24 protein-coding genes are annotated in these 24,230 nt (G+C 39.3%); 18 read left to right on the forward strand and 6 right to left on the reverse strand.

Annotated features, from left to right (window positions below; all coding sequences use genetic code 11):
• The first annotated feature begins 2 nt into the window (after window positions 1-2).
• The 16 genes from JIG37_RS13825 (at window position 3) to JIG37_RS13900 (ending at window position 14,040) form a co-directional block, all read left to right on the forward strand.
• Complete coding sequence (locus JIG37_RS13825) at window positions 3-230, forward strand: hypothetical protein (RefSeq protein ID WP_199529611.1); 228 nt, start codon at window positions 3-5, stop codon at window positions 228-230.
• A 138-nt stretch (window positions 231-368) separates the two neighbouring features.
• Complete coding sequence (locus tag JIG37_RS13830; RefSeq protein ID WP_063530256.1) at window positions 369-629, forward strand: hypothetical protein; 261 nt, start codon at window positions 369-371, stop codon at window positions 627-629.
• The gene (locus tag JIG37_RS13835) at window positions 607-1,050 is read left to right on the forward strand and encodes a hypothetical protein (protein ID WP_199529612.1); all 444 of its coding nucleotides are present in this window, start codon (window positions 607-609) and stop codon (window positions 1,048-1,050) included. The genes JIG37_RS13830 and JIG37_RS13835 overlap by 23 nt, the downstream gene beginning before the upstream one ends.
• A gap of 9 nt (window positions 1,051-1,059) precedes the next feature.
• Window positions 1,060-1,398, forward strand: coding sequence for a hypothetical protein (locus JIG37_RS13840; protein WP_063530258.1), 339 nt, complete (start codon window positions 1,060-1,062; stop codon window positions 1,396-1,398).
• Window positions 1,398-1,904 carry a DUF1804 family protein gene (locus JIG37_RS13845; RefSeq protein ID WP_063530259.1) on the forward strand — a complete coding sequence of 169 codons (507 nt, stop codon included), beginning with the start codon at window positions 1,398-1,400 and terminating at the stop codon, window positions 1,902-1,904. Before JIG37_RS13840 ends, JIG37_RS13845 begins: the two co-directional genes overlap by 1 nt.
• Entirely contained in the window at window positions 1,904-3,643 is a 1,740-nt protein-coding gene (locus tag JIG37_RS13850; RefSeq protein WP_199529613.1) for a hypothetical protein, read from the forward strand. The genes JIG37_RS13845 and JIG37_RS13850 overlap by 1 nt, the downstream gene beginning before the upstream one ends.
• Window positions 3,636-5,141: a DUF935 family protein gene (locus tag JIG37_RS13855; RefSeq protein ID WP_199529614.1), complete on the forward strand. Its 1,506-nt coding sequence runs from the start codon at window positions 3,636-3,638 to the stop codon at window positions 5,139-5,141. The genes JIG37_RS13850 and JIG37_RS13855 overlap by 8 nt, the downstream gene beginning before the upstream one ends.
• Complete coding sequence (locus tag JIG37_RS13860; protein ID WP_063705252.1) at window positions 5,134-5,748, forward strand: DUF3164 family protein; 615 nt, start codon at window positions 5,134-5,136, stop codon at window positions 5,746-5,748. Before JIG37_RS13855 ends, JIG37_RS13860 begins: the two co-directional genes overlap by 8 nt.
• A 10-nt stretch (window positions 5,749-5,758) precedes the next feature.
• Entirely contained in the window at window positions 5,759-6,199 is a 441-nt protein-coding gene (locus JIG37_RS13865) for a hypothetical protein (RefSeq protein WP_199529615.1), read from the forward strand.
• Window positions 6,200-6,742, forward strand: coding sequence for a hypothetical protein (locus JIG37_RS13870; protein ID WP_199529616.1), 543 nt, complete (start codon window positions 6,200-6,202; stop codon window positions 6,740-6,742).
• A 1-nt stretch (window position 6,743) separates the two neighbouring features.
• Window positions 6,744-7,886 carry a phage minor head protein gene (locus tag JIG37_RS13875; protein ID WP_199529617.1) on the forward strand — a complete coding sequence of 381 codons (1,143 nt, stop codon included), beginning with the start codon at window positions 6,744-6,746 and terminating at the stop codon, window positions 7,884-7,886.
• 620 nt (window positions 7,887-8,506) lie between these two features.
• Window positions 8,507-8,902 (forward strand): response regulator, encoded by a 396-nt coding sequence (locus JIG37_RS13880; protein ID WP_054553848.1) that lies wholly within the window; start codon window positions 8,507-8,509, stop codon window positions 8,900-8,902.
• A 7-nt stretch (window positions 8,903-8,909) separates the two neighbouring features.
• On the forward strand, window positions 8,910-9,803 hold the full coding sequence (locus tag JIG37_RS13885) for a MoxR family ATPase (RefSeq protein ID WP_199529618.1): 894 nt from the start codon (window positions 8,910-8,912) through the stop codon (window positions 9,801-9,803).
• Between the two features lie 3 nt (window positions 9,804-9,806).
• Window positions 9,807-10,766 carry a DUF58 domain-containing protein gene (locus JIG37_RS13890; RefSeq protein WP_199529619.1) on the forward strand — a complete coding sequence of 320 codons (960 nt, stop codon included), beginning with the start codon at window positions 9,807-9,809 and terminating at the stop codon, window positions 10,764-10,766.
• A gap of 2 nt (window positions 10,767-10,768) precedes the next feature.
• The gene (locus tag JIG37_RS13895; RefSeq protein ID WP_199529620.1) at window positions 10,769-12,709 is read left to right on the forward strand and encodes a DUF3488 and transglutaminase-like domain-containing protein; all 1,941 of its coding nucleotides are present in this window, start codon (window positions 10,769-10,771) and stop codon (window positions 12,707-12,709) included.
• A gap of 8 nt (window positions 12,710-12,717) precedes the next feature.
• Complete coding sequence (locus JIG37_RS13900; RefSeq protein WP_187489599.1) at window positions 12,718-14,040, forward strand: Na+/H+ antiporter family protein; 1,323 nt, start codon at window positions 12,718-12,720, stop codon at window positions 14,038-14,040.
• A 41-nt stretch (window positions 14,041-14,081) separates the two neighbouring features.
• On the opposite strand, the gene JIG37_RS13905 is transcribed toward JIG37_RS13900, so the two are convergent.
• Window positions 14,082-16,055, reverse strand: coding sequence for a response regulator (locus tag JIG37_RS13905; protein WP_199529621.1), 1,974 nt, complete (start codon window positions 16,053-16,055; stop codon window positions 14,082-14,084).
• 166 nt (window positions 16,056-16,221) lie between these two features.
• On the opposite strand from JIG37_RS13905, the gene yvcK reads away from it, so the two are divergent.
• On the forward strand, window positions 16,222-17,127 hold the full coding sequence (yvcK, locus tag JIG37_RS13910) for a uridine diphosphate-N-acetylglucosamine-binding protein YvcK (RefSeq protein ID WP_166340137.1): 906 nt from the start codon (window positions 16,222-16,224) through the stop codon (window positions 17,125-17,127).
• Here yvcK and JIG37_RS13915 read toward each other — a convergent pair.
• Entirely contained in the window at window positions 17,092-17,424 is a 333-nt protein-coding gene (locus tag JIG37_RS13915) for an Hpt domain-containing protein (RefSeq protein WP_054553841.1), read from the reverse strand. The genes yvcK and JIG37_RS13915 overlap by 36 nt on opposite strands.
• A gap of 20 nt (window positions 17,425-17,444) precedes the next feature.
• On the opposite strand from JIG37_RS13915, the gene JIG37_RS13920 reads away from it, so the two are divergent.
• Entirely contained in the window at window positions 17,445-18,479 is a 1,035-nt protein-coding gene (locus JIG37_RS13920; protein WP_199529622.1) for a glycosyltransferase family 4 protein, read from the forward strand.
• Here the strand turns inward: JIG37_RS13920 and JIG37_RS13925 are convergent.
• The 4 genes from JIG37_RS13925 to JIG37_RS13940 form a co-directional block, all read right to left on the reverse strand.
• Window positions 18,448-19,896, reverse strand: a complete 1,449-nt coding sequence (locus JIG37_RS13925; protein ID WP_199529623.1) for a sigma-54 dependent transcriptional regulator — start codon at window positions 19,894-19,896, stop codon at window positions 18,448-18,450. The genes JIG37_RS13920 and JIG37_RS13925 overlap by 32 nt on opposite strands.
• Window positions 19,897-19,996: 100 nt before the next feature.
• Window positions 19,997-21,454, reverse strand: coding sequence for a SpoIIE family protein phosphatase (locus tag JIG37_RS13930; RefSeq protein WP_199529624.1), 1,458 nt, complete (start codon window positions 21,452-21,454; stop codon window positions 19,997-19,999).
• Window positions 21,455-21,461: 7 nt separating this feature from the next.
• Window positions 21,462-22,166, reverse strand: a complete 705-nt coding sequence (locus JIG37_RS13935; RefSeq protein ID WP_199529625.1) for an AAA family ATPase — start codon at window positions 22,164-22,166, stop codon at window positions 21,462-21,464.
• Window positions 22,163-24,229, reverse strand: a complete 2,067-nt coding sequence (locus JIG37_RS13940) for an SLBB domain-containing protein (RefSeq protein ID WP_199529626.1) — start codon at window positions 24,227-24,229, stop codon at window positions 22,163-22,165. The genes JIG37_RS13935 and JIG37_RS13940 overlap by 4 nt, the downstream gene beginning before the upstream one ends.
• Window position 24,230 lies beyond the last annotated feature (1 nt).

A 24,230-nucleotide genomic window follows, 5' to 3' on the forward strand; every position in this document is an offset into this window, starting at 1 on the left:
GTATGGCGACTGAATACCAAACTTACGTAGTAAAATTTGAAGGTGAAGCACCACCTGTAACTGCTGGTATGAATATCAACGGCGGGAGTCTACGCCGTGTATGTTTTAACAACCAAATGGCGTTAAACGATGATGCTAGGCAACTGATTGAAGATGCTTTAGACAAGCACCATTTGATGAATGACAGAGAAACCGAAGATTTCTTAAACGAACTTTTAACACTACTTTAAACCTAATTTAAATTAATTGGCTTGCCCCTATTGTAATAGCAAGCCTTTTCATTTTAACCTAATAAGACACCCGCAAAATACAACGCTGAAAACAACTTTACAGCGGAATGCCCCCCTCTAAATTGATTTACTTAACGCATGACAAAAACAGTGCATGCGCCATTTATTGAGTTATTAGCTCAGCTTATTGTGTCGGCCAAGTCTAAAGACGAGCAAATCGCTATATCACGCCGTTGCCCGTTAAAAGATTTGCCAGCACTACGCACACGCGTAAAAGAGCTATTAAACCCAGCTAACCAAAAGCCAACGCGGAAAACTCGTTTGCCTGCCTGTTACGTCCTAATTAAACAACGATTAACTAATCTGAGGACTCAACATGGCGGCCAAAATAAGAGTTAAAGTCCCAACTGCACCTAGTTTCTTATTTCAGGAAATAGTGCCTGAAAATGTCTTTGACCTTTTTAAAGACGATCCCCTTTTTCTTTTAAACTTCTTTGATGAAAGAGCCTTACGCATGCTGCAAAAGCTGCGTGATAAGTTCGGTCCTTGCACTGTAAATAACTGGTACTGGGGTGGTGCTAACCACTTACGTGGTTACAGACCTTTAGACTGCCCAATTGGCGCAAAGCGCAGCCAACACAAACTAGGTAAAGCCTTTGATTGTAGCTTTGAAAACTACAGCGCTCAGCAAGTACGTGATTACGTATTAGCTCACCCTGAAGAATTTCCTTACATCACAGCCATCGAGGGCGATGTGAATTGGTTCCATTTCGACGTTCGCACACCTACGTGGACGGGCATTAAAGTTTTTTACCCGTAAGGACACCTCATGACACCAGAACAAGAGAACCAGCTATTTCAAGCAATCGGTGAAATTCAAGGAAGCCAAACGGCTATTCTAGACGACCTAAGAAGTATCAAGGCGGATATTCACCACAGCATAGAAAAGAGTGAAGCCCGTCAAAAGCAGATCACTGATAGCTTAAAAATAGATATCGAAAAAAGTGAGCAGCGCCAAGCTGAGGCGCTTAAGACCCATGCTGAGCGATTAACAAAAGTAGAAGAAAAGCTCACAAACCAACGTGTAAAAGTGGCTGCAATGGGCGGCTCTGCGGGTTTAGCTGTTTCTTTAATTGCTTACGCTGTTAAAAGTGGGATGTTTAACTAATGGCACACCCTGCAGAAAAGAAAAACGCTTTACGTCACAGCTATGTAAACGAACTGCTTGCTTTAAGTGTTGCAGCAGTAAAGCATAGTGTTGCAGATGGCACAGCCCGCCGCTGGAAGATGGAAGCGAAAGACCAGGGCGATGATTGGGATCTTGCTCGTGCGGCAAGCCGTCGTAGTGAGGGTGCTGCAGGTGAGTTTACAACCGACTTTATCGAAGAGTTTACCATTCAAGTAAACGAAACCTTTGAGCTTTTAAAATCTGAAGAAGGTTTAGCACTCCCATTAGAGCAGCGCACTAAAGTACTTAGCTCACTCACTGATATGATGAGCAAAGTAATGAAAGTATCTGGCGGCAATAAGCGCCTAGAAAAACGCACTGTTGCAGCTGAAGTCATCAAGATTTTAGCTAAATTTGTTTCAAAACATCACCCTGACTATGCACCGCAATTAGTCGAGATCCTTACTGCATTTGGTCCTCAGCTCGATAAGGAGTTAAGTGACTAATGGCCGATTTAAATACACGTGAATTTTTAGCAGAGATAGAGCAAGTAACCAGTGCGTTACGCCGTGATATTGAAGCTAAAGAACGTCATATTGATCCAAGTCCTGAAGCCATTAGAGAGCGTCGTAAACGTGTTTTAAGCGGTGATTTTGAGTTCTTTGTATATACCTATTTCCCGCACCATATGTGGCTAGATGATGGTCAGAAACCATCTGATTTTCAGGCTTATTTTAATAGTTGGCTACCAGAAGCATTAAAACTTAAAAACGGTTGGAAGAACTGGTTTGTTGCTCCACGTGGCGAGGGTAAAAGTACACTTAGCGTAAAAATAGCCCCTGTGTATGTGTCAGTATTGGCATTGCTTCAAGATGCAGAGATACGCCAAGAACTTGGCTTAGAAAAGCCACCACTCTTTATTGATTTTGTGATCTTGTTTGGTGCTGAAACCAAAATGCCAACCAAGACCCTTGAAGTCGTTAAAACGGAGTTGTTGAACAATAACAACTTAGCCTTAGACTTTCCTGAAATATGCGAAAAATCGCCAGTATGGAAGTTAGGCGAGTTTGTTACAGCGCAAGGTGTACGCTTTGAGAGCCGTGGTGCAGAGCAGTCTGTACGTGGTACGTTCCACGGTGCAAGCCGTCCTAAGCTGTTACTGTCTGACGATATCATTACCGATGCCGAGGCTAAATCACCCACAGAGCGTGAGAACCGCTGGCGATTCCTTGAAGCTGCTGTGCAGTACTTAGGCCCACCCGATGGTACCGTAAAATTCTTAGGTGTGAACACCGTTCTTAATAATGATGACCCCATTAGCCGTGCTGAAGAAGCACCAGGGCACATAGTTCACCGCTTTAAAGCAATTAAACAAATGCCTGAGCGTATGGATCTTTGGGAGCAATGTCGCGACCTCATGGTTCATGATGATAAACGCTTTGAAAAACGCGAAGCGGCTAAAGGTATTGCTGTTGCCACTGAAGATAAGCCTTCGTTTAAGTTTTGGATCAAGAATAAACGCCAAATGCTTAAGGGAGCTAAAACCAGTTGGCCAAGTGTACGTACACTTTACGATTTAATGTGTATGTGGGCTGCGAACAAGCGCGAGTTTAACCGCGAAATGCAAGGTATTGCTAAAAGCGATGAAGAAGCGATTTTTTACCAGTTTGATTTTTGGGTTGACCGTTTACACGACTGGGTACCATACGGTGCATGCGACCCAAGTATGGGTAAAACAGAAAAATCTGACCCAAGTGCGATACTTGTTGGCTTTTATTCAAAAGACTTACAAAAGCTTCACGTGGAATACGAAAGCCGTAAAGTACGCGGTACCAGCCGCTTACTTAACGACATAATTCGCGCTCAAAAAGAATATAACTGCTTAGTGTGGGGCTTTGAGAATAACAACGCCTTTGACTTTATGCGCAGCGAGTTTATCACCAAAGGATTAGAGCAGGGCATTGCACTGCCTTTACGGGGCGTTACGGCCACATTACCAGCTGAAGAACGTATAGGATCACTCGAAACCTATGTGACCAATACACCTGCACAAATAGCCTTTCATTCACGCTGCCGATTATTGCTCGACGAACTCGAAAACTGGCCAGAAAAACAAACAACACACCACTACGACTTGAGTTGTGCCTTAGCTATTTTATGGATGATAGCCAGCACTGGCGCAGGCGGTATGCCTAGAGTTCGAAGCCGCAAAGTAACCAAACAAATAGGGGGCTATCATGTTTAAGTCTAAGCCACGCATTAATTCACGGGCTTATGGTGCCCTAGTTCGTATGTTTGACCAAAACCAATTGGACCCTGGCTTATCGTCATTGATCACAGAGCTACCAAACCCTGATCCAATTTTACGTAAAGCAGGTAAAAACACGGCTATTTATGAAGAAATAGCCCGTGACGCGCACATTATTGGTGAGCTTCGTTCATTGCGTAGCGGTTTATATAGCTTTAATACCGAGTTAGTGCCTGGTGGTACAGATGCGGCCAGTATGAAAAGTTACGAGTTAGCAAAACAGTTTTTTAAGCGTAAACCATGCAAGCATACAGAGTGGGCCGATATGGATTGGCACAACTACAGTGCGATTTTACATGGTTTCAGTGTGACGCATTTGGGCAAGTTTATTAAACGTGATGGTTCGTGGCAGCCTGAATATGTTGAAACATGGCGTAATAGCCGCTTTGCATTTAATAGCGATCACGAGCTGCTTGTAAAAACAAAAGAAAACCCGCAAGGCGAAGAAGTAGACCCGCGTCGTTGGTCGTGCGTTCGTCATATGCCCAGTGCAACAAACCCATATGGCATTGCACTACTAAGTAGCTGCTTTTGGCCATGGATGTTTAAGCACGGTGGCTTTAAGTTCTTTGTTCAATTTTGTGAGCGTTTTGGTGTGCCGTTCCCTGTTGGTAAATACCCCATTGGTGCAAAAGATGCTGATATAGACAGCCTTTTAAATGGACTTGCTAAGTTAGTACAAGACGGTATAGCCGCAATACCTGACGATACCAGTATTGAAGTACTTGAAAGTAAGTTATCGGGTGAACCAATTCCTGAGCGTTTAATTAATTTCTGTAATGCTGAAATGAGCAAGGCGCTCACTAGCCAAACACTAGCCACAGAGCAAAAGAACGGTGGCGCACGTGCTGCAAGTGAAACACATGCAAAACGCGCTGGCGATAATCAACGCGCAGATAGGGCGCTTGTAGCCTCTTACCGCAATCAGCTCATCAATACCCTTCACACTGTTAACTTTGAGGGTGGCGAGCCACCTCAATTCATATTTAAAGATAAGCGCGAAATTAATACCGATACGGTAAGCCGTGTTCGCGAATCTGCCCGCATCGTGCCTGTAAGCACTGAGTGGGCATACAAGGAATTGGGTATTCCTAAACCTAAACCAGGTGAAGACATTCTAGAAGTACCAGACGATGGTCAAGGCATTGCCTCAGCTGCTAAAAGCACAGAATTTGCTAAATCCGATGCTGCTAGTACTGAAATTAGCGATGAGTTTGATGTATTCGATCACGCTTCAAACGACACCATTGAAACGATTTGGCATTTTGCCCAGGCATCAAAAGACCTGGACGAACTTAAGCAAAAAATAACCTCACAATTCCCAACTATCTCTGAGTCTGCTTTAGCACAAGTGGCTGAGCAAGCTATGCAATATGAGTTTATGGCGGGTATGAACGAGGCTAATTCTAAAACTGTGGAGATAGACGATGAATAACATTCCTGAAGGTTACTTAAAAGACGGTAAAGGCAATTTAGTGGCAATTGCTAACGTTAAACAAACGGATTTGATCAAAGATGAGTTTGTACAAAAAGCCTGTGCGAAAGCACTCGAAATGCAGGAAAAACTAGCTGAGTTCAAACGTTCATTGATGGCTGAAGCTGACGACTTTATAGAGCTTTTAGCGCAAGAACATGGTGTTAGTTTAGGTGGTAAGAAAGGCAATACGCAGTTACGTTCATTCGATAACACTTTGCGCGTGAACATTCAAACACAAGAACGTATCGAGCTTGGCCCTGAGCTATCTCTTGCTAAAAAGCTGATTGATGAGTGCCTAGATGAATGGACCGAAGGCGGCAATCAAAACATACGAGCCATTGTCAGTAAAACCTTTAATACCGATAAGCAAGGATCATTAAACCCGCAGCGTATCTTGGCGTTACGCAAGCTTGAAATCACTGATGAAAGCGGTAAATGGCAAAAGGCGATGAATATCATTGCAGAGTCTGTAGGTGTTATCGATTCATGCCGTTTTATCCGCTTTTACAAGCAGGACGAGAAAGGCATTGAACAAGCTATTTCACTTGATATAGCAAAGCTGTAGCGGGGCGCTTATGTCTATTTCTAAAGAGCAATGGGATAAGGTTGAAAGTGAACTTGCAGGGACTTTTGGTAGTGCTTTATTTAAATTGGGCGAACATGAAATTTCAATCCAGCGTGTTAGAAAATCAGAGTCTACCACTGTCTTAGCTGTTTATATCGATGGCTATATAAAAGGTGAATGGCACACAAAAGAAGAAACCCGTCCTGACTGTTTAGGACAGGTATGGCGGAAGCGCTATCTCTCCATTTTTAAACAGGCAGATATCAAACAGATTATTAAAATCTTTGGGAAACGCGAAGCTAAAAAACGCTACCCCAACTTATATGAGAAAAAGGAATTTCTTGATTGTTATTTTACGACAGCTAAATCATTAGTTCGCCAATTCAAAAGGATCAAGGGTATCGAATTAATACTTATTGGTGGCGTACCTTACGAGTCAATGGAGGCTTAAATGGAACCGATCACAATTGCACTTGGTCTTGCAAAACTAACTGGCCTAGATAAAAAAATAGGTAACTGGATAGGGGGCACAAATGGTGAAGCGGTTGCTTCAAAAGTCGTTGATATGGCCCAAACCTTAACGGGTTCAGCTTCACCAGAAGAAGCATTAAACCGTATTAAAGACTCTGAAAAATTCGCGCATGAGTTAAGAACAACATTACTCAACCGAGAGAAAGAACTTGACGAACTTGCATTTAAAAACACCCAGAGTGCCCGCAATATGCAGATCCAAGCACTTAATCAGGATGATAAGTTTCCTAAACGCTTCATCTATTATTATGCGTGGTTTTGGTCAATTATGACGTCTCTATATATAGGCTTTATCACGTTTATGCCTATTCCTGAGAGCTCTACACGCTTTGCGGATACTATTTTAGGCTTTGTTTTAGGCACTGTTATAGCGTCAATATTGAATTTCTTCTTTGGTAATAGCCGTGATAACTCGCGTCGAAATGAAATTCAAGACATTCAACAGTCATTAAAAGAGCACTAAAATGGCTCTATCAGCTCCACAATATGGCGACCTTGTTAAATTCAAGGAAGCCATTTCACACTTTCAAGACAAAATTAAGCTGACAAGTGAGTCATATAAAGACTTACAGGGTTTAATTCACGCCAAAGCATTCACCGTTGCAGGTGCAACAGAAATCGAGATCCTGAACGAGCTATATATTGCTGTAGATAAAGCAATAAGTGATGGCGAGACCATATCGGACTTTAGAAAGCGCTTTGATAAAATCGTTGATGATCACGGCTGGTCTTATAAAGGTAAGCGTGGCTGGCGAACCCAAGTAATTTACCAGAACAACAAAAACACAGCACGAGCAGCAGGGCGCTGGGAACAACAGAACCGATTAAAAGAACGTAGACCTTATTTACTTTACCTGACCGCTGGTGATAGCCGAGTTAGGCCTGACCACAATCGATGGAACTATATATTACTGCCTGTAGATCATCCATTTTGGGACACACATTATCCGCCAAATGGCTATAACTGCAGATGTAAGGTGGTTTCACTGAATAAACGTGATATTGCACGTATGGGCTTATCAATCACAAAACCAGAGTCTGTTAATAAGTTTATGCAGTCATTCAAGGTGGTCGATGCTTCAACAGGTGAAGAACTTGATAAGTTACCTGGCATAGATCTAGGTTGGGACTATAATCCTGGTAAAGCATGGTTAGGTGCAGACATAGCAGCTGGTAAGTCAGTGGTGAAGTTATCGAAAGAACTTCAACAACTAGCGGTACCGCAATTTAATGAAGCTGTTTTGAAGTCGCAGCAGTATTATAAAAAGCAGGTAAATTTAAAAGCAGCTCAGATTGCACTTAAAAAGCCGGTAGTTGATGGCCAAGAATTTACGTTAGGGCACTTGCCTGCATTTTTCTTAAATGAGCTATCACGTAAAAATGCACCTATATATAGTAGCGCTGTTACGATTAGCAGCTCACAAATTGAAAAGCTATTAGCTGGCCAACTAACAGTTGAACAAATCCACCAGCTAATGAACGCAATTCAAAAGCCAAATGCGTACACATATATAGATAACAAAATTAGAATGACGTACCAGGGCTTTATGATCACAATCGAACTGGGACCAAACTTTAATACAGTTGTTGCAGCAGAAAAGATTTAAAGATTGCTCGCTGAGAATATTTAAAGAGCGTTTAAATGGCGTTTAAAGTGCGTTTAAAGAAAAGTTAAACGATCAGGAATGATCTAATTCTAAACGTAAAATGAGCAGGAATGATCGCATAATGAGTCAGTTTGAACGGTTAGAGTCTAAAAACAAGCGTAATTCAAAAATCATGAATTTTCGGCTTGGGATTAGCAGAGGTCAGTATTTACGGGCTTTTCCAAAACACGAGGGCGAAAATCTCCATACCTCCATAATTCTAGAAATGAACAACCCCTTACAACAAAGTAAAAATGTGGATTTCATAAAAAGCTATAAATTAGTGAAAACCCATATTAAGCAAAAAAAGGGCTAAAAAACCTTAAAATCTAACGACTAATGAACCTGCTTATAAAGATAAATATGTTATTTAACATAATATAAATTATAGGAAGTAAAGTACCTATATATAGCGATACCTATTCTCATTGCATGTTAAGTCCAATACTAGACGGTATCGGACATTAAGGTGGTGTTTTATCATATTATTCATTTTATTAGTGCTTGTTTCTTGAGCTTAGTTATCTCATGACTTATATTAAAACTATCAACTTGAGATGTAACGATAAGATGTAAACGATATGGAATTTGTGAAGCCGTTAGAACCTATTCTGATAATCGATGATATGCAAGATATCCGCGACTATCTAAATCAAATTTTAACTGGTCTTGGTTTTGACGATATTTTAGAAAGTCGAGATTTTGAATCAGCTAAAACCGTAATTGAAGAAAAGTCGCCTAACGTAATCTTTCTTGATATTGAACTACCTAACACTGACGGTACGGAAATTCTTGAATACTTAAATGACCGCCATCCACATACTCATGTTGTTATGTGTTCTGGTCATAATAGTCTTGAGAATGTGCAAAACACCTGGGAATTAGGTGCTAAGGGTTTTATCGCCAAACCATTCAACGCAAAAAAAGTCGACTCTGTTATGAAACGTCTAGAATTGATGGAAACCATAACAAATTAAGTAGTTTATGAATTCGACAATCCAACTCATTATAGATGACCTATCAACGGTTATTTTTGGTAAGCAACAACAAATCAAACTCGCCCTTACGTGTTTATTTAGTGAAGGCCACCTGTTAATTGAAGATTTACCAGGCATGGGAAAAACCACGTTATCTCATGCACTTGCCGCAGTTCTTGGCTTGTCGTATCAACGTATTCAATTTACTAGCGATTTATTGCCTTCTGATATTCTTGGTACAAACATCTTTGATGCAAAAGAACATAGTTTTTCTTTTCATCAAGGTCCTGTATTCAGCCAAGTTGTTTTAGGTGATGAAATTAATCGTGCAGGTCCTAAAACACAAAGTGCACTGTTAGAAGCAATGGAAGAAAAACAAGTTACGGTAGATTCGGTTAAACACGCCCTACCGTCACCATTTTTTGTGATTGCTACGCAAAATCCAGTGCATCAATCTGGTACTTATCCATTACCTGAGTCACAATTAGACCGTTTTTTCATGCGTATTAGTTTAGGTTTTCCTGATAAACAAGCTGAGAAAAACCTCATTTTAGGTTTAAACAATCGTAATTATGACAACTTGCCTGTTCGTATTAATCCTGAGCAACTTACTGTAATTCAAAAAGAAATTAACACAGTAACGATCAGCAACTCGGTGGTTGATTATATCCTTGAGCTCGTTGCGTTTACTCGCCAAGATAACCATTTTGTAAACCCATTATCACCAAGAGCGAGCATTGCGCTTGCCCGAGCTGCAAAGTCATGGGCGTATATTGAAGGTCGTGATTTTGTAATGCCTGAAGATGTACAAGCGGTTTTCCCTAGTGTGACTGATCACAGGCTTGGCTTAAACGCTGGTGACAGCGGCTATGCACTTAAACATGTGCCCGTAAGCTTATAAAACATGTTTAAGCGCCCTGCTTTTGTTAATCAATTTCGTCAGTCAGTTTTTAATAAGTTATTAAAAAACAAGCATAAAACTAACGAAATTGAGCTTCAGCATAAAACAATTTATGTATTACCCTCAAAACTTGGTGGGCAGTTTTTACTAATTGCCTTACTGAACTTTGTGATGGGCATTAACTATCAAAACAACTTGATTTTAGCCATGGCGTATTTAATGGTGGTTGTTTTAGTATTTGCGATACTCACCGGCTATAAAAATGTGCGAGGTTTGTCGGTTAAATACCAATCAGTTAATGAAAGTTATGCGCCAAAAGCCCCTTTTGCGCGTTTTCAAATTCACGCACGATCATACTGTGAGCTTATAAAACTGGTTAATGACAACCTTGAATCTGAAACTGTATCACTGCAAAACAAAGAGAAAAAGACCGTTGAAATAGCGCTTAAATGTAGTGAACGTGGTGCATATGGCTTTGATAGAATAAAAATCATTAGCCACTTTCCATTTGGTTTGGTGTCTGTGTGGAGTTATATAGAGCCAACCGAAACCGTGTATGTTTACCCACAGCCTATCGCCACTGAAAAGCTTGATACTCAGCTCCATGACAATGAAGAACACGACGGTGATAACGCTCAAGTTAATGCCGGTAATGATGACTTTTATCAGCTTACCCCTTTCGTACAAGGTACAGCACTTAATAAGGTATCGTGGAAACACTTCGCTAAAACTCAGCAACTATTAACGAAAGAATTTACCAGTGATACATCACAGGAATTAGCGCTTAATTTCAATATGTTAAGTGGCAATAATGAGCATAGATTAAGCCAGTTATGTTTTTTGGTGAACCAATTAACCGACCAACACATGGCGTTTTCGTTAACCTTACCCAATAAACACATAGCGAAAGGCCAAGGGATCAATCATCAAACAACCTGCTTGCAAGCATTAGCGGAGTTTTAAGTATGAATACGCCGCTTATAAATACTGTTTTATCACTGCTGTTTATTGTTACCAGTGGCTTTTTGTTTACTGAAGTACCTACTCCATTCTTAGCCATATTGGCAGGCCTGAGTTTTTTAAACCTGTTTTTAGGTAAGTTTTATAAAAAACTAAATGGATTGGTGGCGAATATTTTGGCTGCGGTTTGCTTAGTAGCCTTATTTGTTCTGGTTGGCGTGAGCGATACAGTCAAGTTATTTGTATCCATGATGCTACTTGCTAGCAGTTTTAAATTGCTACAAGCGAAAACCGTTAAACAGTATCAAACTGTGTGTTTACTGGTGTTTTTTAACCTTTCAACGGTGTATTTGTTTCATCAAGGATTATTTGAAACCTTGATAGTCAGTGTACTTTATATTGTTAACTTCGCGGTACTAGGCTATTTAACTAGCCCTCAAAGCTTTAAGGCCGCTAACAAACAAAGTTTTAAAACCATACTACTAGCCTTACCCATAGCGGCGTTTTTGATTTTATTTTTACCTAAAATTCCAGCGTTTTGGCAGCTACCGGGGCCAAAGCTTGCTAAAACGGGGTTATCAGAGCAGGTTAACCCCTTTTCGATTGCGAAATTAGCAGAGTCAGATGACTTAGTTTTTCGGGTAGAACAACAGCCAGAGCAAGCTTTACAAACCCCCTATTACTGGCGCAGCCTTATTCATGATGAGTTTAATGGCAGTGAATGGTTAATATCGGACATTTTGAAATCGCAACAATTTAACCCAATTCGCCGTACAATTACTCAAAGTAATGGTGTTAATTATCAGGTTATTGCAGAGCCTTCATCTTCTAATTGGCTTTTTGCAGTTGGCTTTGCGCAAAGTGATAATTCTGATGTGCACTCAACCTACAATGGTTTGTTAAAACGAAAAGGTAACTTAAACAAAAACATTAAATACGCGGCAACCAGTAGTGAGGCTATGCTGAGTCTAAATGACTTTGAGAAACGCTTATATACCCGCTTACCGAAAACAACTAATCCACAAACAACGGCACTGGCAAACCAGTTGGCTGCTGAGCATGAAAATGCGCAAGCTTACTTTAACGCACTACTTGATTACTTTAATCAGCAGCAGTTTGCTTACACATTAACACCTACACCCATGTATGGTGATAATACGCTAGACCAGTTTGTGTTTGATACCAAACGTGGCTTTTGTGGCCACTATGCCAGCACCGCTGCATTTATGTTTCGTGTTGCCGGTTACCCTGCCCGTGTTGTGTCGGGTTATTTAGGCGGAGAACAAACTAAAGCCGCTACGCTTAACATTTACCAATATGATGCCCATGCTTGGGTCGAAGTGTTCTTTGATGAAAAGTGGCATATTTTTGATGCTACCTCTGTTGTTGCCCCGGAGCGTTTAAACGGTTCGTTATCACAACTGGGGGATTTAAACGATAGCTTTAACGACAATCTTAACTTTGGCCTAAAGCGCTGGAGTCATTTTAAAGCAATAAACTGGCTGCGAATTCACCTTGAAGAGCTCGACTATAAATGGACTAACTGGGTGCTTACGTTTGACCAAGAATCACAACAAAGTTTATTTGATTCTCTGTTTGGCAATAAGTCAGCATGGCTAACACCTTTAATTGTGTTAGGTACATTATTACTAAGCTTTACTGGCTATTTCTTATATAGCAAACGCCCTATTCGAAGTAGAGAGCCGCTGGTTGATGACATCACTAAGCTATACCTGTGGGCAAAAAAGCAAGGCATTGAGCCAGTTGATACCAACACGCCACTGCAAAATATTGCTTTAATTAAACAGCAAAAGCCTAGAACAGAGGCATATTTAAGTGAGTTTGAGCAAATAATCATCGAAGTACGTTATCAACAGCAATCATATAACCAAAATCGCAAAAACCGCGTACGAGTTCTGTTAAACTCTCTCAAAACAGCCAAATAGAGAACAATATGAATGCAGTAATTGTCGGCGTTATGTTGATGCTGATCCTGACACTTTGTCGAATTAATGTCATTGTGGCGATGACGGTAAGCGCAATTGTTGCGGGTTTGACCGCAGGCCTTGGTTTATCACAAACCGTTAATGCATTTAATGATGGCTTATCGGGCGGCGCTGAAATAGCACTGAGCTATGCGATGTTAGGTGCATTTGCGGTGGCTATTTCTAAGTCGGGTTTAACCCGTATTTTAGCGTCTAAGTTACTAAAGCAAGTAAACGACAATAGCCATAAAGGCGAAACGACGCTTAGTTATCTTATATTAAGTATTATTTTACTGTGTGCGATCTCGTCGCAAAATTTGATACCCGTACATATTGCTTTTATCCCAATTCTAATTCCGCCTCTGCTTGTTGTATTCAACAAGTTACGCCTTGATAGACGTGCTATTGCGTGTATCTTAACCTTCGGCTTAGCCACCTCTTACATGGTGCTACCTTATGGTTTTGGTGGCATTTATTTATACTCGATACTACACAAAAACCTCACTGAAAATGGCTTAGAGATTGTTAATACTCAAGTGCCGATGGCAATGATCATTCCAGCCATTGGGATGTTATTTGGTTTATTGGTTGCGGTGTTTATATCTTATCGAAAACGCCGTAGTTACGAGTCTCACAGCCTAACAGAGCAACAGCAAGAGGTTGTCATTGAACAGCCTAAAAAGGTTTTAGCAGTGGGAATTACCGCCGTACTTTGTTCATTAGTGGCACAAAATATTAGTGGCTCTATGATCCTGGGTGGTCTTGTTGGGGTAGCTATATTTACCTTATTCGGTGTTGTAAAACTTGAACAAAACGGCGATGTATTTAGTAAAGGCATTGCTATGATGGCGATGATTGGCTTTATTATGATTTCGGCGCAAGGTTTTGCTTCAGTGATGAAAGCAACCGGTGATGTAGCTTCATTAGTTAGCTCTGCCGCAGGGTTGATTGAGGGTAACAAACCCCTTGCCGCTGCGTTAATTTTACTGGTTGGCTTATTAATCACCATGGGCATTGGTAGCTCGTTTTCGACGGTGCCAATTATAGCCACCCTGTTTGTACCACTTTGTATGGAACTAAACTTTTCTGTTATGGCTACTGCGGCACTGGTTGGTACTGCTGGTGCGCTAGGTGATGCGGGCTCCCCTGCCTCTGATTCAACACTTGGCCCAACATCTGGCTTAAATGCAGATGGTCAACACGACCATATTTGGGACTCTGTCGTGCCTACTTTTATCCATTTTAATATTCCACTACTGATTGCTGGCTGGGTTGCGGCAATGGTGTTGTAAAATTAGTATTGTTTATTTTAAAGCCCCAATTTGGGGCTTTCTTATTGGCTGAATAAAATACGTAAAGCACGATTTAAATCATGAAATCTGATTGGTTTAGTAAGCACTTTGTCCATTCCGGCTTCTAAGCAAGCGCTCTTATCTTGTTTAGAAGCATTTGCAGTTAATGCCACAATAGGTATGGTGAGGTTTAGTTTCTCGCGCATGTACTTAGTTGCACTTATTCCATCCATAACCGGCATCATCATATCCATAAGAACCAAATCAAAAGTACTTGCTTGCACTTTTTCAATTGCCTGCTGGCCGTTATCTGCAAGTGTTACATGATGGTTAAGTTTTTCTAGGAATGTCTTAATTAACACCTGATTCGTTTTATTATCTTCTGTTACTAAAATAGAAATCGGCTCAAGTGACTGTTCTTGTTCCTGTGTGTGAGTGGTCTCTTTTACCAAGGTAAAGGGTATCACTATCGTAAATTTAGTGCCTACGTTAGGCTCACTAACAACAGTGATAGTTCCTTTCATAAGATCGACCAGACTTTTTGTAATACTCAGCCCAAGACCTATCCCTTCAGCTTGCCTGTTGACGCCATCATCATGTTGTTTGAAAGCGTCATAGATTGTCTCAAGTTGAGACTGAGACATACCTTGCCCTGTATCCGAGATCTCAAAAATAAGTTCTTTTTCGGTACTATCAACTTTAAAATTAACAGTACCAACTTTAGTAAATTTAATCGCATTATCTAAAATATTAAATAGGATCTGTCCAACGCGAGCACTATCTATATCGATAGTTTTAGGTAATCCCGTTTTTATTTCAGATGAAAAAATAACGCTCGTGCTTTGGCTTGTTTCTAAGAATTGAGAAGCGATATTTTTAACCAATGTATAAATGTCTGTCGCTTTGACATCAAGTTGCAGTGAGCCACTTTCGATTTTTGAAAAATCTAAAACATCGCTTATCAGATCTAGAAGAAGGTCTGCACTAGTATTAGCGTAATTTAACCACCTACTCTGTTTTTCATTTAACTCAGAGTCAGCGAGTAGTTCTAACATGCCAACAATGGCGTTCATTGGGGTTCTTATTTCATGCGACATAACAGTTAAAAATTGCGATTTTGCAAGACTGGCTTCTTCAGCCTTGTTCTTCGCTAGATTAAGTGCATACTCTCTATCTTTATTTACTGTTATATCTTTTGCAATACCCATATAGCCTTTGAAATGGCCATTTGCATCATATTGCGGTTTACCACTAAAAGACACCCAAGCTTGAGGTGATGAATTTATCTCAAATTCAAAATCTATAAATTCATTTTGTTCTGACAATAAGTGTTTAAATTGAGACCACTTTTTTAACTGCGTTTGTTCATGTTCAGTTATTACATCGTCAAATGTTTTATTCAGGAAATGCCTTTTGTATAGATTGTTTGCTACGTTTGAGGTTAATACGTTTGTAAACAGATTATTTTCTGTGGTTTTCCAAAACCATTCACTGGCAAAGTCATTAAATAGATTTGAAAGCTCAGCTAAACGGCTTAATAGTGAAGTCGAATGAAATTTTTGCCTGTTAAGCCTCGTTTGATGTTCTAATTGATGTGCAACTTGTTGAAGTAAAATTTGTAATGGCATTGATTCAAGTTCGTTAAAACAAGCTCCTGGTTCAATAGATAAAAATACCAGGCATTGAGCTTTACCAAATCCTGTTTTTACTTGAAAGACTAAAGCACTCTCTACATTGCTTGGGGTTCTAAACATGCTGCTATTGTTAATCTCAACCCATAACATTGAGTCATCAATCAAAGCATCAATAAACAATGTTTCATCAAAATCGAAATACTTCATAGTACGCATTTCGACTGATGCTTTATTGTTTTCAATATTAATTAAGCAAAGCTCATTAAAACTAAAATAAGGATTAAGTAAAACTTGAAGTTCTTTTTTAACAGTTTGATTTTCTGTTATTCCATTAAACTGTCTTAGCACAATTGGTAATTGCTCTAAGTTAATACCCGCCATGGCTTTTCCTATCAAAAATTGCATCGCATAATGCAAATATAGAAAAAAGAATTAGATTCATCCATATATTTTTTAAAAAATTATCGATATTTCATCATATTAGCTAAATCTTAAAAATGGTATGCCTTATGCTTTTAATTGGTATGAACTAATTAGGGTGAATCAAATGAAAATTGTATGTATTGGTGGTGGCCACGGCTTATCTCATATGCTTAGTGCAATTAGACCACATTGCGCAGAACTCACTGCAATTGTCGCAACAACTGATAATGGTGGTAGTACAGGAAAACTAAGAAATAGTCAGGGGGGCGTTGCTTTAGGTGATATAAGACGTTGTTGCCTACAACTTGCCGATGATGACTCATTAGTACATAAAGTATTTCACCATCGCTTTGAAGGCGGTGAGTTAGATGGTCATAGTTTAGGTAATTTAACACTGCTAGGGTTATCACAACAAACTAACTCTGCGACTCAGGCAATTGCTTGGTTCAATGCGATGTTGGGCAATTCTGAAACCATTTTACCAATGTCTGATGAGCCAACCGATTTATTAGCTGTTTTACCAAACGGTGAAAAAATTATTGGTGAATGCCAGATAGACTCGCTAACTCAGTTACCTGAATATGTCACTCTATCTCAAAATGTAAATGCGGCTCCAGGTGCTGTTGAAGCAATACATAATGCTGACTTAATTTTAATTGGTCCTGGTAGCCTGATAACCAGTGTTATGCCAGCTATGCTTGTAGAAGATATCGCTCAAGCAATTAACATGACTTCAGCGTGTCGAGTGTTTATAGAAAATATTGCAAAAGAAACAAGTGTAATTAAATCATTAGATTTAAAACCCGTTGATTGGCTTGAAAGTATGCTGGGATATTCATTTTGTGATTTAAGTATTTCACACGACGCACTTAGCGAAATTGTTTCACATTTTGATGATGTGATTAAAACACCAAATCAGCAACATGATATTGAACAACTTAGTACAGTTTTTGGTGAGATACTTAAAATGCCATTAATTTTGGAGGCTGATAAATCAAGCCGAACTGATCAAGCTGTTTCCATGCTTTAGTGTTAGTGAAAATTGGTCTTGCAGTGTCTCGATTAAATCATGCAATTCATGATCGAATTGTTCAGCTTTGGCTTTGTGCTCAATTTGTTCAGCAATAGAACCTACAGAAAGCGCGCCATAGCTTCGGCTACTACTTTTCAGACTATGAGCATTTAAAGAAATAGTTGCTTGTTTTGTTGTATCAGCAATATCGTTAACAATTTGTGTGGATTCAGTGAGGTACACTTGTAGTAGCTGTTTTGCTAGGTCTTCACCAACATCCTGTTGCAATTGTGCAAATGTAGCAGTATCTATCATGTTTTTTCCTTGGAGTAGATATGAAGTACAGTGTTATTTTATTTGTAGATTCAAGCATCATTGGCGGCATCGAAAGCCATATCATCGCCCTATGCAATTTGCTTGAACAATATAATATTAAAAGCTCAGTTTTGTTTTATCAAGATCATAATAACATCGCATTTTACAATCGTTTAGATAATGCAAATATTGACTACCAATTTGCGGGCGGATGTTTTTTAGATTTATACAAAATTATCAAAGAGTTACCATCTAGCTCGTTACTTCATACTCATGGTTATAAAGCAAGTATATTAGGCAAGCTCGCTTGCTTAATGCAAAGTCGCCGTTGTATATCTACTTATCATGCCGGTGAGCAAGGTCAGGGACTCGTTTATTTATATAACAGGCTTGATAAGCTTTTAAGCTACTTTTCATTTAATTTTGCCGTTTCAGATATTCTTTCAAAACAGATTTACAAAGCAGAACTACTGGAAAACTTTATCAGTTTGAATAATAAATCTAAGCACTCAATAAACATTGAGATAGATCCAGTTAACGTTGGCTTTGTTGGCCGCTTATCTTACGAGAAAGCCCCTGATATATTTATTGAGACTGCTAAACAGTTTTCATCTGAATATCTTAATTTTCATATGTTTGGTGATGGACCAATGGCAAGTGAATTAGATTTAACAGCAATAACTTATCATGGACAATGTGAGCCAGAACAAATATGGCCACATTTAGATGTATTGGTTGTTTGTTCAAGGGCCGAAGGTTTACCTATGGTTGTCCTTGAAGCAATGTCTAATGGTGTACTAGTGATTTCTGCACCTGTTGGCCAACTTGCGAAAATCATTGAACATTTAAAAAATGGCTTACTAATGACTGATTCAAGCACTGATGCATTAGTAAACCAATTAAATTACTTACGATCACTCAGTGCTGAACAAAAGCGCAACATGCTCAAAAATGCTAAGCAATTAGTTGAGCAACGTTTTTCAGGTAAACAGCAATTTGAACAATTAAATAAGGTTTATACCGCTAGCTTACCTGCATTTCCTCCCAACTCTTGATTTTTCTGTAAAGTGTTGAAGGACTCACATCTAACAAGGCCGCTGCTTTTGGAATATTGTTATCACAAGCATCGATAGACTGTTCTATATAGCGTTTTTCAACTAACCAAAGGGGTTCTATATCTGACTGAGAAAACTCTGCTGGTTTTTCATCAATTGAAATTATTTCTGAAGATATAGGCGTACTATCCTCAAATTGTGTTTTAACCCTATGACTTGGTTCAGAAGCTGCCGTTTCGACTGACTGGTTTTGGCTATGAGGTAAAGCAGGGATCATATTTGTTTCTATATAATCCTCATTGTGAAGTACGAGAATATTTCTAATTGTATTTTCTAGTTGTCGAACATTACCCGGCCAACTGTATTTTAAAAACATGTTTTTAACAGCATCAGACATGCCCCTGTAACTACGCCCTTCCTCTTTACTAATTTTTTTGAATAAGGCATCTGCTATCTCAATAACGTCTCTGCCACGTTGATTAAGAGGTGGTAAAGTGACAGGAATAACATGTAAACGATAATATAGATCCTCGCGGAAACGCCCTTCTTTAACCTCAAGCAAAGGATCACGATTTGTTGCACAAACAAAACGTACATCAACTTTAACCTCTTTTTCACTCCCTACTTGCTGATAACAACCAGTTTGAATAAAGCGCAAGAGTTTACTCTGAAGATTAATATCCATTTCGCAGAGCTCATCTAAAAATAAAGTTCCTCCATCAGCTTGGCCGGCAGCCCCTTCACGGTTTGCAATGGCCCCTGTAAATGCGCCTTTTAAATGTCCAAAAATCTCACTTTCAATTAAATCTTTAGGAATTGCGGCACAATTCAAAGCAACAAAGGGTTTATTTGCACGCGGAGATGCCAGGTGCACTGCACGGGCACATAATTCTTTTCCTGTACCACTTTCACCAGTAATAAAAACGGTTGCTTTGCTTGCTGAGGCAGATTTAATAATTTGGTAAACAGATTGCATTTCAGCAGAGCTGCCAATCAAATCAAAGTACTGTCCATTCTCATAGGTACTTTTGTATGTTTTTACGGTTTGCTTTAAGTCTTTTAGTTTTAATCCGTTATTTACAGTGATCCGAAAACGATCCGCTTCAATGGGTTTTTCTAAAAAGTCACTTGCACCTAATTTAATTGCTTTAATGGCCATTTCTTTTGTTGCATGGCCTGTTAAGACAATTACCTGCGGAGAGTTATCAGCATTTAATGATGATAAAATATCAAGGCCATTCATATCCGGCAGCATGACATCTAATATGATCAGGTCTGGTTGAAATTCTTCTAAAGCAGCTATCGCCTGCTCGCCGGTGTAAGCGATGCGCGTATTTACACCCGTGGGTATTAAGTATGACTGGTACATTAAAGCCAGTGACTCAGTATCTTCAACAATGAGAATTTTAGGTGGCATTGGTATGTCCTTATTTTAATAGCTGTTGAGATAAAGTGATTATGATACAAAACCTTACTAATAGCTTAGTGTGAAATCGCTCAGTTTGTAAACTCAAACTTTAGTGTTTGTTGATCACAATGAGTGATGCATCATCAACTTCTTCAGATAACTTCACTTGACTGGCTTGCCATAAACCATATGCAAAATCTTCATTGTAGAGTTTGTTTGCGTTTAATTTCGATACTATTTGATCCACTTCATCTAAGTGCTGGTTATCTAACCAACCATCTGTAAAGATTAATATGTGCTCAACCTCAGCTAGTTCATATTGGTAATGCTTAAATTGATGTTGATCATAAAGGCCAAGCAAAGGATCTGTCCCAACTAGCTGCTCTAAACGGCCTTGTTTATTAATAACACAAGGCGCAGGATGACCCGCATTGAACCAATGTAAACGGTTATCTTCGATATAAATTATCAACAAGGTTACTAAGCTTGATTTACATAAGCGCTGCTCAGAAAGGGCTCTATTCAACATAGGTAGTACGGTCTCTAAAGGGATCTCTGTTGCTAAACAACCACTTAAAAAACCTTTAATAGCAAAGCTCTCTTTTAAAGCGACTAGACCATGTCCCATCATATCGCCAATTACCACGGCGTTGCTATGCTGGTGGGGATACAAACAAAAATCTCCCCCCATTTGGCTTATAATTGAGCCAAAATTATAAGCGTTATACGTTTCTAGCTCACGTTTGGTTGGCGCTCTTTCCTCATTAACAAAGTACTTTAAAGCAGAGAACCGATGAACAATTCTTTCAATACTTTGCAGTAATCTAGTTTTGGTAACAGGTTTAACTAGGTAATCATCAACGCCGAGCATATTAATTCTTTTTATCAACTCTTCACTGTCATCCCCCGTGAGCATAACAACTGATAAATTAATTTTTAGATTTGACTGGTTTAGTCGTTTTAATAGCGGCTCACTCGTACCATTTTTAAGCTTGTGGTCTAACAGTAAAATCGTCGCACCTGAGGTAAGGATCTCTTGCCAACCTGATTCAATGTCTTCGCAACAAATTACTTGAAAATGTTCAGATAAATAGGCTTTAAGCAGAGCCAATTGTGACTTATCATCATCAATGTATATCAATGTTGGCCGCTTATCGATATTGTTTAAACAGAAAGAAAATGTATTAAATTGATGATGAGTATTATAGCTAGCATTAGGAAAATAATGCTTGATAAGCGCAACCCCCATCCCCCCTTCAACAAGCTCACCGCTGTCTATTTCCCAATTTGATGAGTGATTATTAAAAATATCATAACTTTTAAATGAATCTTTAAATTCAATTCGTAACTGCTGGTTTGATACTTTAAATATACTAAATAACAAAGGCTTATCATTTTTCTTTGTGTGGCGTAGTAAATTAGTTAAATACTCGGTTGCTACAAGGCCTGCAGCATCAATGTCTTGGTGCTTGACACTAATTGCAGTAAGGATATGTTTTAAAACAAGCCGTATCTCACTCACTATCGGCCAATCTAGCGTATAACTCTTTTGATAAAGGCAGTCCATTTGTCTCTCAATATGCAGTAAACAACCAACGTTGTTTAATTATTTTATTTATTAGGTAATTAGAAAGTTTAGGCCATTTATGTTGGCGCGTTTTAAGTGACTCAATCAAACGTGTACCCAGTGGAGCAAAGTTATGCTGTGCGACTACAATTTTAATCTCAGTCAATCCTGCTTGCTCTAGATTTGTAATGCCATGGCACAGTGCTTCTTCATCATTTAAACCTAATGAAACAGTCAAAAATGTCATGTCAGTACATAAGCTTAGCGCATGTAATGGTACATTGCCTCGATTACACTTAAGTGCTGGGCTCATATCAATAAACACATAGTCATATTCTTGTTTTATTCTTTCAATTGCATCGTTTAGGATTGATTTGTTTTTAACTGATTCCAGCTCATTTAGATGCTGCATAGTTAAAATATCAACGTGATCTGTGCTAATAATATTCAATTGACAACTTATATCACTAAAGCACCATGGCCCAACGTCAGTACTTTGGTTCTGATCAAGTTTAAAAGGCGAAATTGGGTTCAAATCAATGATCAAAACTTTTTTTGATTGATTGCATAGTCTTGTTGCAACGCTAGTACATAAGGAAGTTGAACCCTCACTTCCTGTTAAAGATATAAAACAAATACAGCGAGCTTTAAGGTTATCAATTTCATTACAAACTGCTTCAAGCTCTTGGTACTGAGAAGGTATTAATTTCATAGGCCCACCACTAAAGCGATTACTGTTATGAAGTCGAGAAAGTTAGATTTAAATTGACTAATTAAATCCTGACCTTTATCTGGCACATAAAGCGTATCGCCGGCACGTAACACAGGGATATACGCTGAATTCGGATTCTTAACAAACTCTTCTAAATCAAATACACGAGACTGCTCTTTACAGCATGAATGATTAACCACCACAATTTTGTCTATGAGTGCAGAGCTTGATGGACCGCCTGCTTCTGCTAGTACGTCAAGTACCGTCATAGTGTCATCAAAGCTGTAACGACCAGGCTTTTCAACAGCCCCCATAATACGCACTACTTGCTCTTTAGGGGTACGTAACCAATCTTTATCTTTTTCAGGAATGTAGATGGTATCGCCTGGTAAAACGTGTGGAAAGAGTGTTTCATCGCCTGTTTCAAAATAAAGTGCGAGGTTTAACTTACTAACCTTTGCAGTGTTTCCATTACGATGGGTAATACGAATATTACGTAAATCTGCATTATCTGTAGGACCATCAGCCGCGGCTAAAATATCAATAAAATGCATATTGGTATTAAATGCATAGCGGCCCGGTGAACCAACTTGACCCATTATATAAATAGATTTACTTGATTCTTGGCGGATCCATTGCGATTTATTATCAGCAGGATCAACTGGCAGTTCCTCAACAATGATAGTGTCGCCAGCAATCAAGTTGGGTAGTTCATAGTTTCCTGCATCATTAATTGTATACTGCTCTAAATCGAAACGTTTAGTGACTTCACCGTTACGAACGATCTTTATATCATTGATATTTGCGCCTTTAGTTGGCCCGCCTGCATGCGCAAGTAAATCTGTGAAATCCATTTCGGGACTCCATTCATAACGGCCCGGTGATTGGATTGCGCCTATAATTTTAATTGCGCGTTTTGGTGGCACTTTCAACCAACTTTTTTCATTTTGGTCAGTCTTTTCTGGAACAAAAATCACATCTCCCGGGTTTAAGTTAGGCACTTTTACAGTCACAATTCCTTCACTGTAGCCTTGCAGATCGAATAATATACTTTCGCCCGATGGCGTTAAAATCTTAATCTGGCGAGTTTCTGCAAAGCGAGTCGGCCCGCCGGCATTCGCAAGAATATCTAAAAAGCTGGTACTATCGCCGGCCTCATAAGCACCCGGCTTTTGTACTTCACCCATGATGTAGACGGTACGTGATGTAGTGTTTACATCATCAACCATGATAGGCACGTAAATCGTAGAACCAGCTTTTAGTGCAGGCATTGTATCGTTGTTAGGTTTATCCAAATACGCTTTTAGGTCAAAAACAACAGGTGTTTTGTCTACGATAACGCGAATTTTGGTTACATCTGCGTAGCGAGTTACGCCTTCAGCTCGCATCAATGCATCTAATACACTCATATTTTCTTTGAATGAAAAACTACCTGGATTGTGGACTTCACCAAGTAAGGTGATTGCACTATTATCGCTGGCATCACCGGATGCACTTAATGTTTGCGCATCAAAATCGATTTGTACATTGCCTAATAGTGGTGATACAGGTACGAATACTGTGTCGGCACTTTGTAATTGGGGTAATAAGTCAATGTTGCCTGAATCTAAATAGGCTTTGTAATTGAATTCTATTACATCGTTACCGCGACGAATTTGTAGTCTGTCTAGCTGTGCCCCTGGTTTCAAGCCACCTGCACGTGCAATGACCATTTGGATATTACCATCACGGGGAATACTGACTTGAGATGGGTCGTTCACATAACCCATAACATTAATAAAAATATCTCTAGAACGAATTTCGACATAAAAATCGTCCATCGCAACATAGACTTCGCTTAATGCAGCACGTAGTTGCTGTTCAATTTCAGCAAGTTCAGCGCCAGTTATTTTAATCTTACCAAGCTCAGGTAAAGTGATGGTGCCATCTTTGGCAACTTCAAATGGTTCATCAAACTCTACTTCACCCGGTAAGTATAAATATATTTTGTTTCCGACTTGAACTTGCTCTGCAACAGCGAGTGTTGAGAACATAAGTAAGCATATTAAAATTAATTGTTTCATA

The sequence above is a fragment of the Pseudoalteromonas sp. bablab_jr010 genome (assembly GCF_016464105.1).
Lineage (GTDB): Bacteria > Pseudomonadota > Gammaproteobacteria > Enterobacterales > Alteromonadaceae > Pseudoalteromonas > Pseudoalteromonas simplex.

Bases quoted from the DNA above. Each gene is read 5' to 3' on its own strand.
- JIG37_RS13825 (WP_199529611.1), top strand. From the start codon at position 3: ATGGCGACTGAATACCAAACTTACGTAGTAAAATTTGAAGGTGAAGCA.
- JIG37_RS13830 (WP_063530256.1), top strand. From the start codon at position 369: ATGACAAAAACAGTGCATGCGCCATTTATTGAGTTATTAGCTCAGCTT.
- JIG37_RS13835 (WP_199529612.1), top strand. From the start codon at position 607: ATGGCGGCCAAAATAAGAGTTAAAGTCCCAACTGCACCTAGTTTCTTA.
- JIG37_RS13840 (WP_063530258.1), top strand. From the start codon at position 1,060: ATGACACCAGAACAAGAGAACCAGCTATTTCAAGCAATCGGTGAAATT.
- JIG37_RS13845 (WP_063530259.1), top strand. From the start codon at position 1,398: ATGGCACACCCTGCAGAAAAGAAAAACGCTTTACGTCACAGCTATGTA.
- JIG37_RS13850 (WP_199529613.1), top strand. From the start codon at position 1,904: ATGGCCGATTTAAATACACGTGAATTTTTAGCAGAGATAGAGCAAGTA.
- JIG37_RS13855 (WP_199529614.1), top strand. From the start codon at position 3,636: ATGTTTAAGTCTAAGCCACGCATTAATTCACGGGCTTATGGTGCCCTA.
- JIG37_RS13860 (WP_063705252.1), top strand. From the start codon at position 5,134: ATGAATAACATTCCTGAAGGTTACTTAAAAGACGGTAAAGGCAATTTA.
- JIG37_RS13865 (WP_199529615.1), top strand. From the start codon at position 5,759: ATGTCTATTTCTAAAGAGCAATGGGATAAGGTTGAAAGTGAACTTGCA.
- JIG37_RS13870 (WP_199529616.1), top strand. From the start codon at position 6,200: ATGGAACCGATCACAATTGCACTTGGTCTTGCAAAACTAACTGGCCTA.
- JIG37_RS13875 (WP_199529617.1), top strand. From the start codon at position 6,744: ATGGCTCTATCAGCTCCACAATATGGCGACCTTGTTAAATTCAAGGAA.
- JIG37_RS13880 (WP_054553848.1), top strand. From the start codon at position 8,507: ATGGAATTTGTGAAGCCGTTAGAACCTATTCTGATAATCGATGATATG.
- JIG37_RS13885 (WP_199529618.1), top strand. From the start codon at position 8,910: ATGAATTCGACAATCCAACTCATTATAGATGACCTATCAACGGTTATT.
- JIG37_RS13890 (WP_199529619.1), top strand. From the start codon at position 9,807: ATGTTTAAGCGCCCTGCTTTTGTTAATCAATTTCGTCAGTCAGTTTTT.
- JIG37_RS13895 (WP_199529620.1), top strand. From the start codon at position 10,769: ATGAATACGCCGCTTATAAATACTGTTTTATCACTGCTGTTTATTGTT.
- JIG37_RS13900 (WP_187489599.1), top strand. From the start codon at position 12,718: ATGAATGCAGTAATTGTCGGCGTTATGTTGATGCTGATCCTGACACTT.
- JIG37_RS13905 (WP_199529621.1), bottom strand. From the start codon at position 16,055: ATGGCGGGTATTAACTTAGAGCAATTACCAATTGTGCTAAGACAGTTT.
- yvcK (WP_166340137.1), top strand. From the start codon at position 16,222: ATGAAAATTGTATGTATTGGTGGTGGCCACGGCTTATCTCATATGCTT.
- JIG37_RS13915 (WP_054553841.1), bottom strand. From the start codon at position 17,424: ATGATAGATACTGCTACATTTGCACAATTGCAACAGGATGTTGGTGAA.
- JIG37_RS13920 (WP_199529622.1), top strand. From the start codon at position 17,445: ATGAAGTACAGTGTTATTTTATTTGTAGATTCAAGCATCATTGGCGGC.
- JIG37_RS13925 (WP_199529623.1), bottom strand. From the start codon at position 19,896: ATGCCACCTAAAATTCTCATTGTTGAAGATACTGAGTCACTGGCTTTA.
- JIG37_RS13930 (WP_199529624.1), bottom strand. From the start codon at position 21,454: ATGGACTGCCTTTATCAAAAGAGTTATACGCTAGATTGGCCGATAGTG.
- JIG37_RS13935 (WP_199529625.1), bottom strand. From the start codon at position 22,166: ATGAAATTAATACCTTCTCAGTACCAAGAGCTTGAAGCAGTTTGTAAT.
- JIG37_RS13940 (WP_199529626.1), bottom strand. From the start codon at position 24,229: ATGAAACAATTAATTTTAATATGCTTACTTATGTTCTCAACACTCGCT.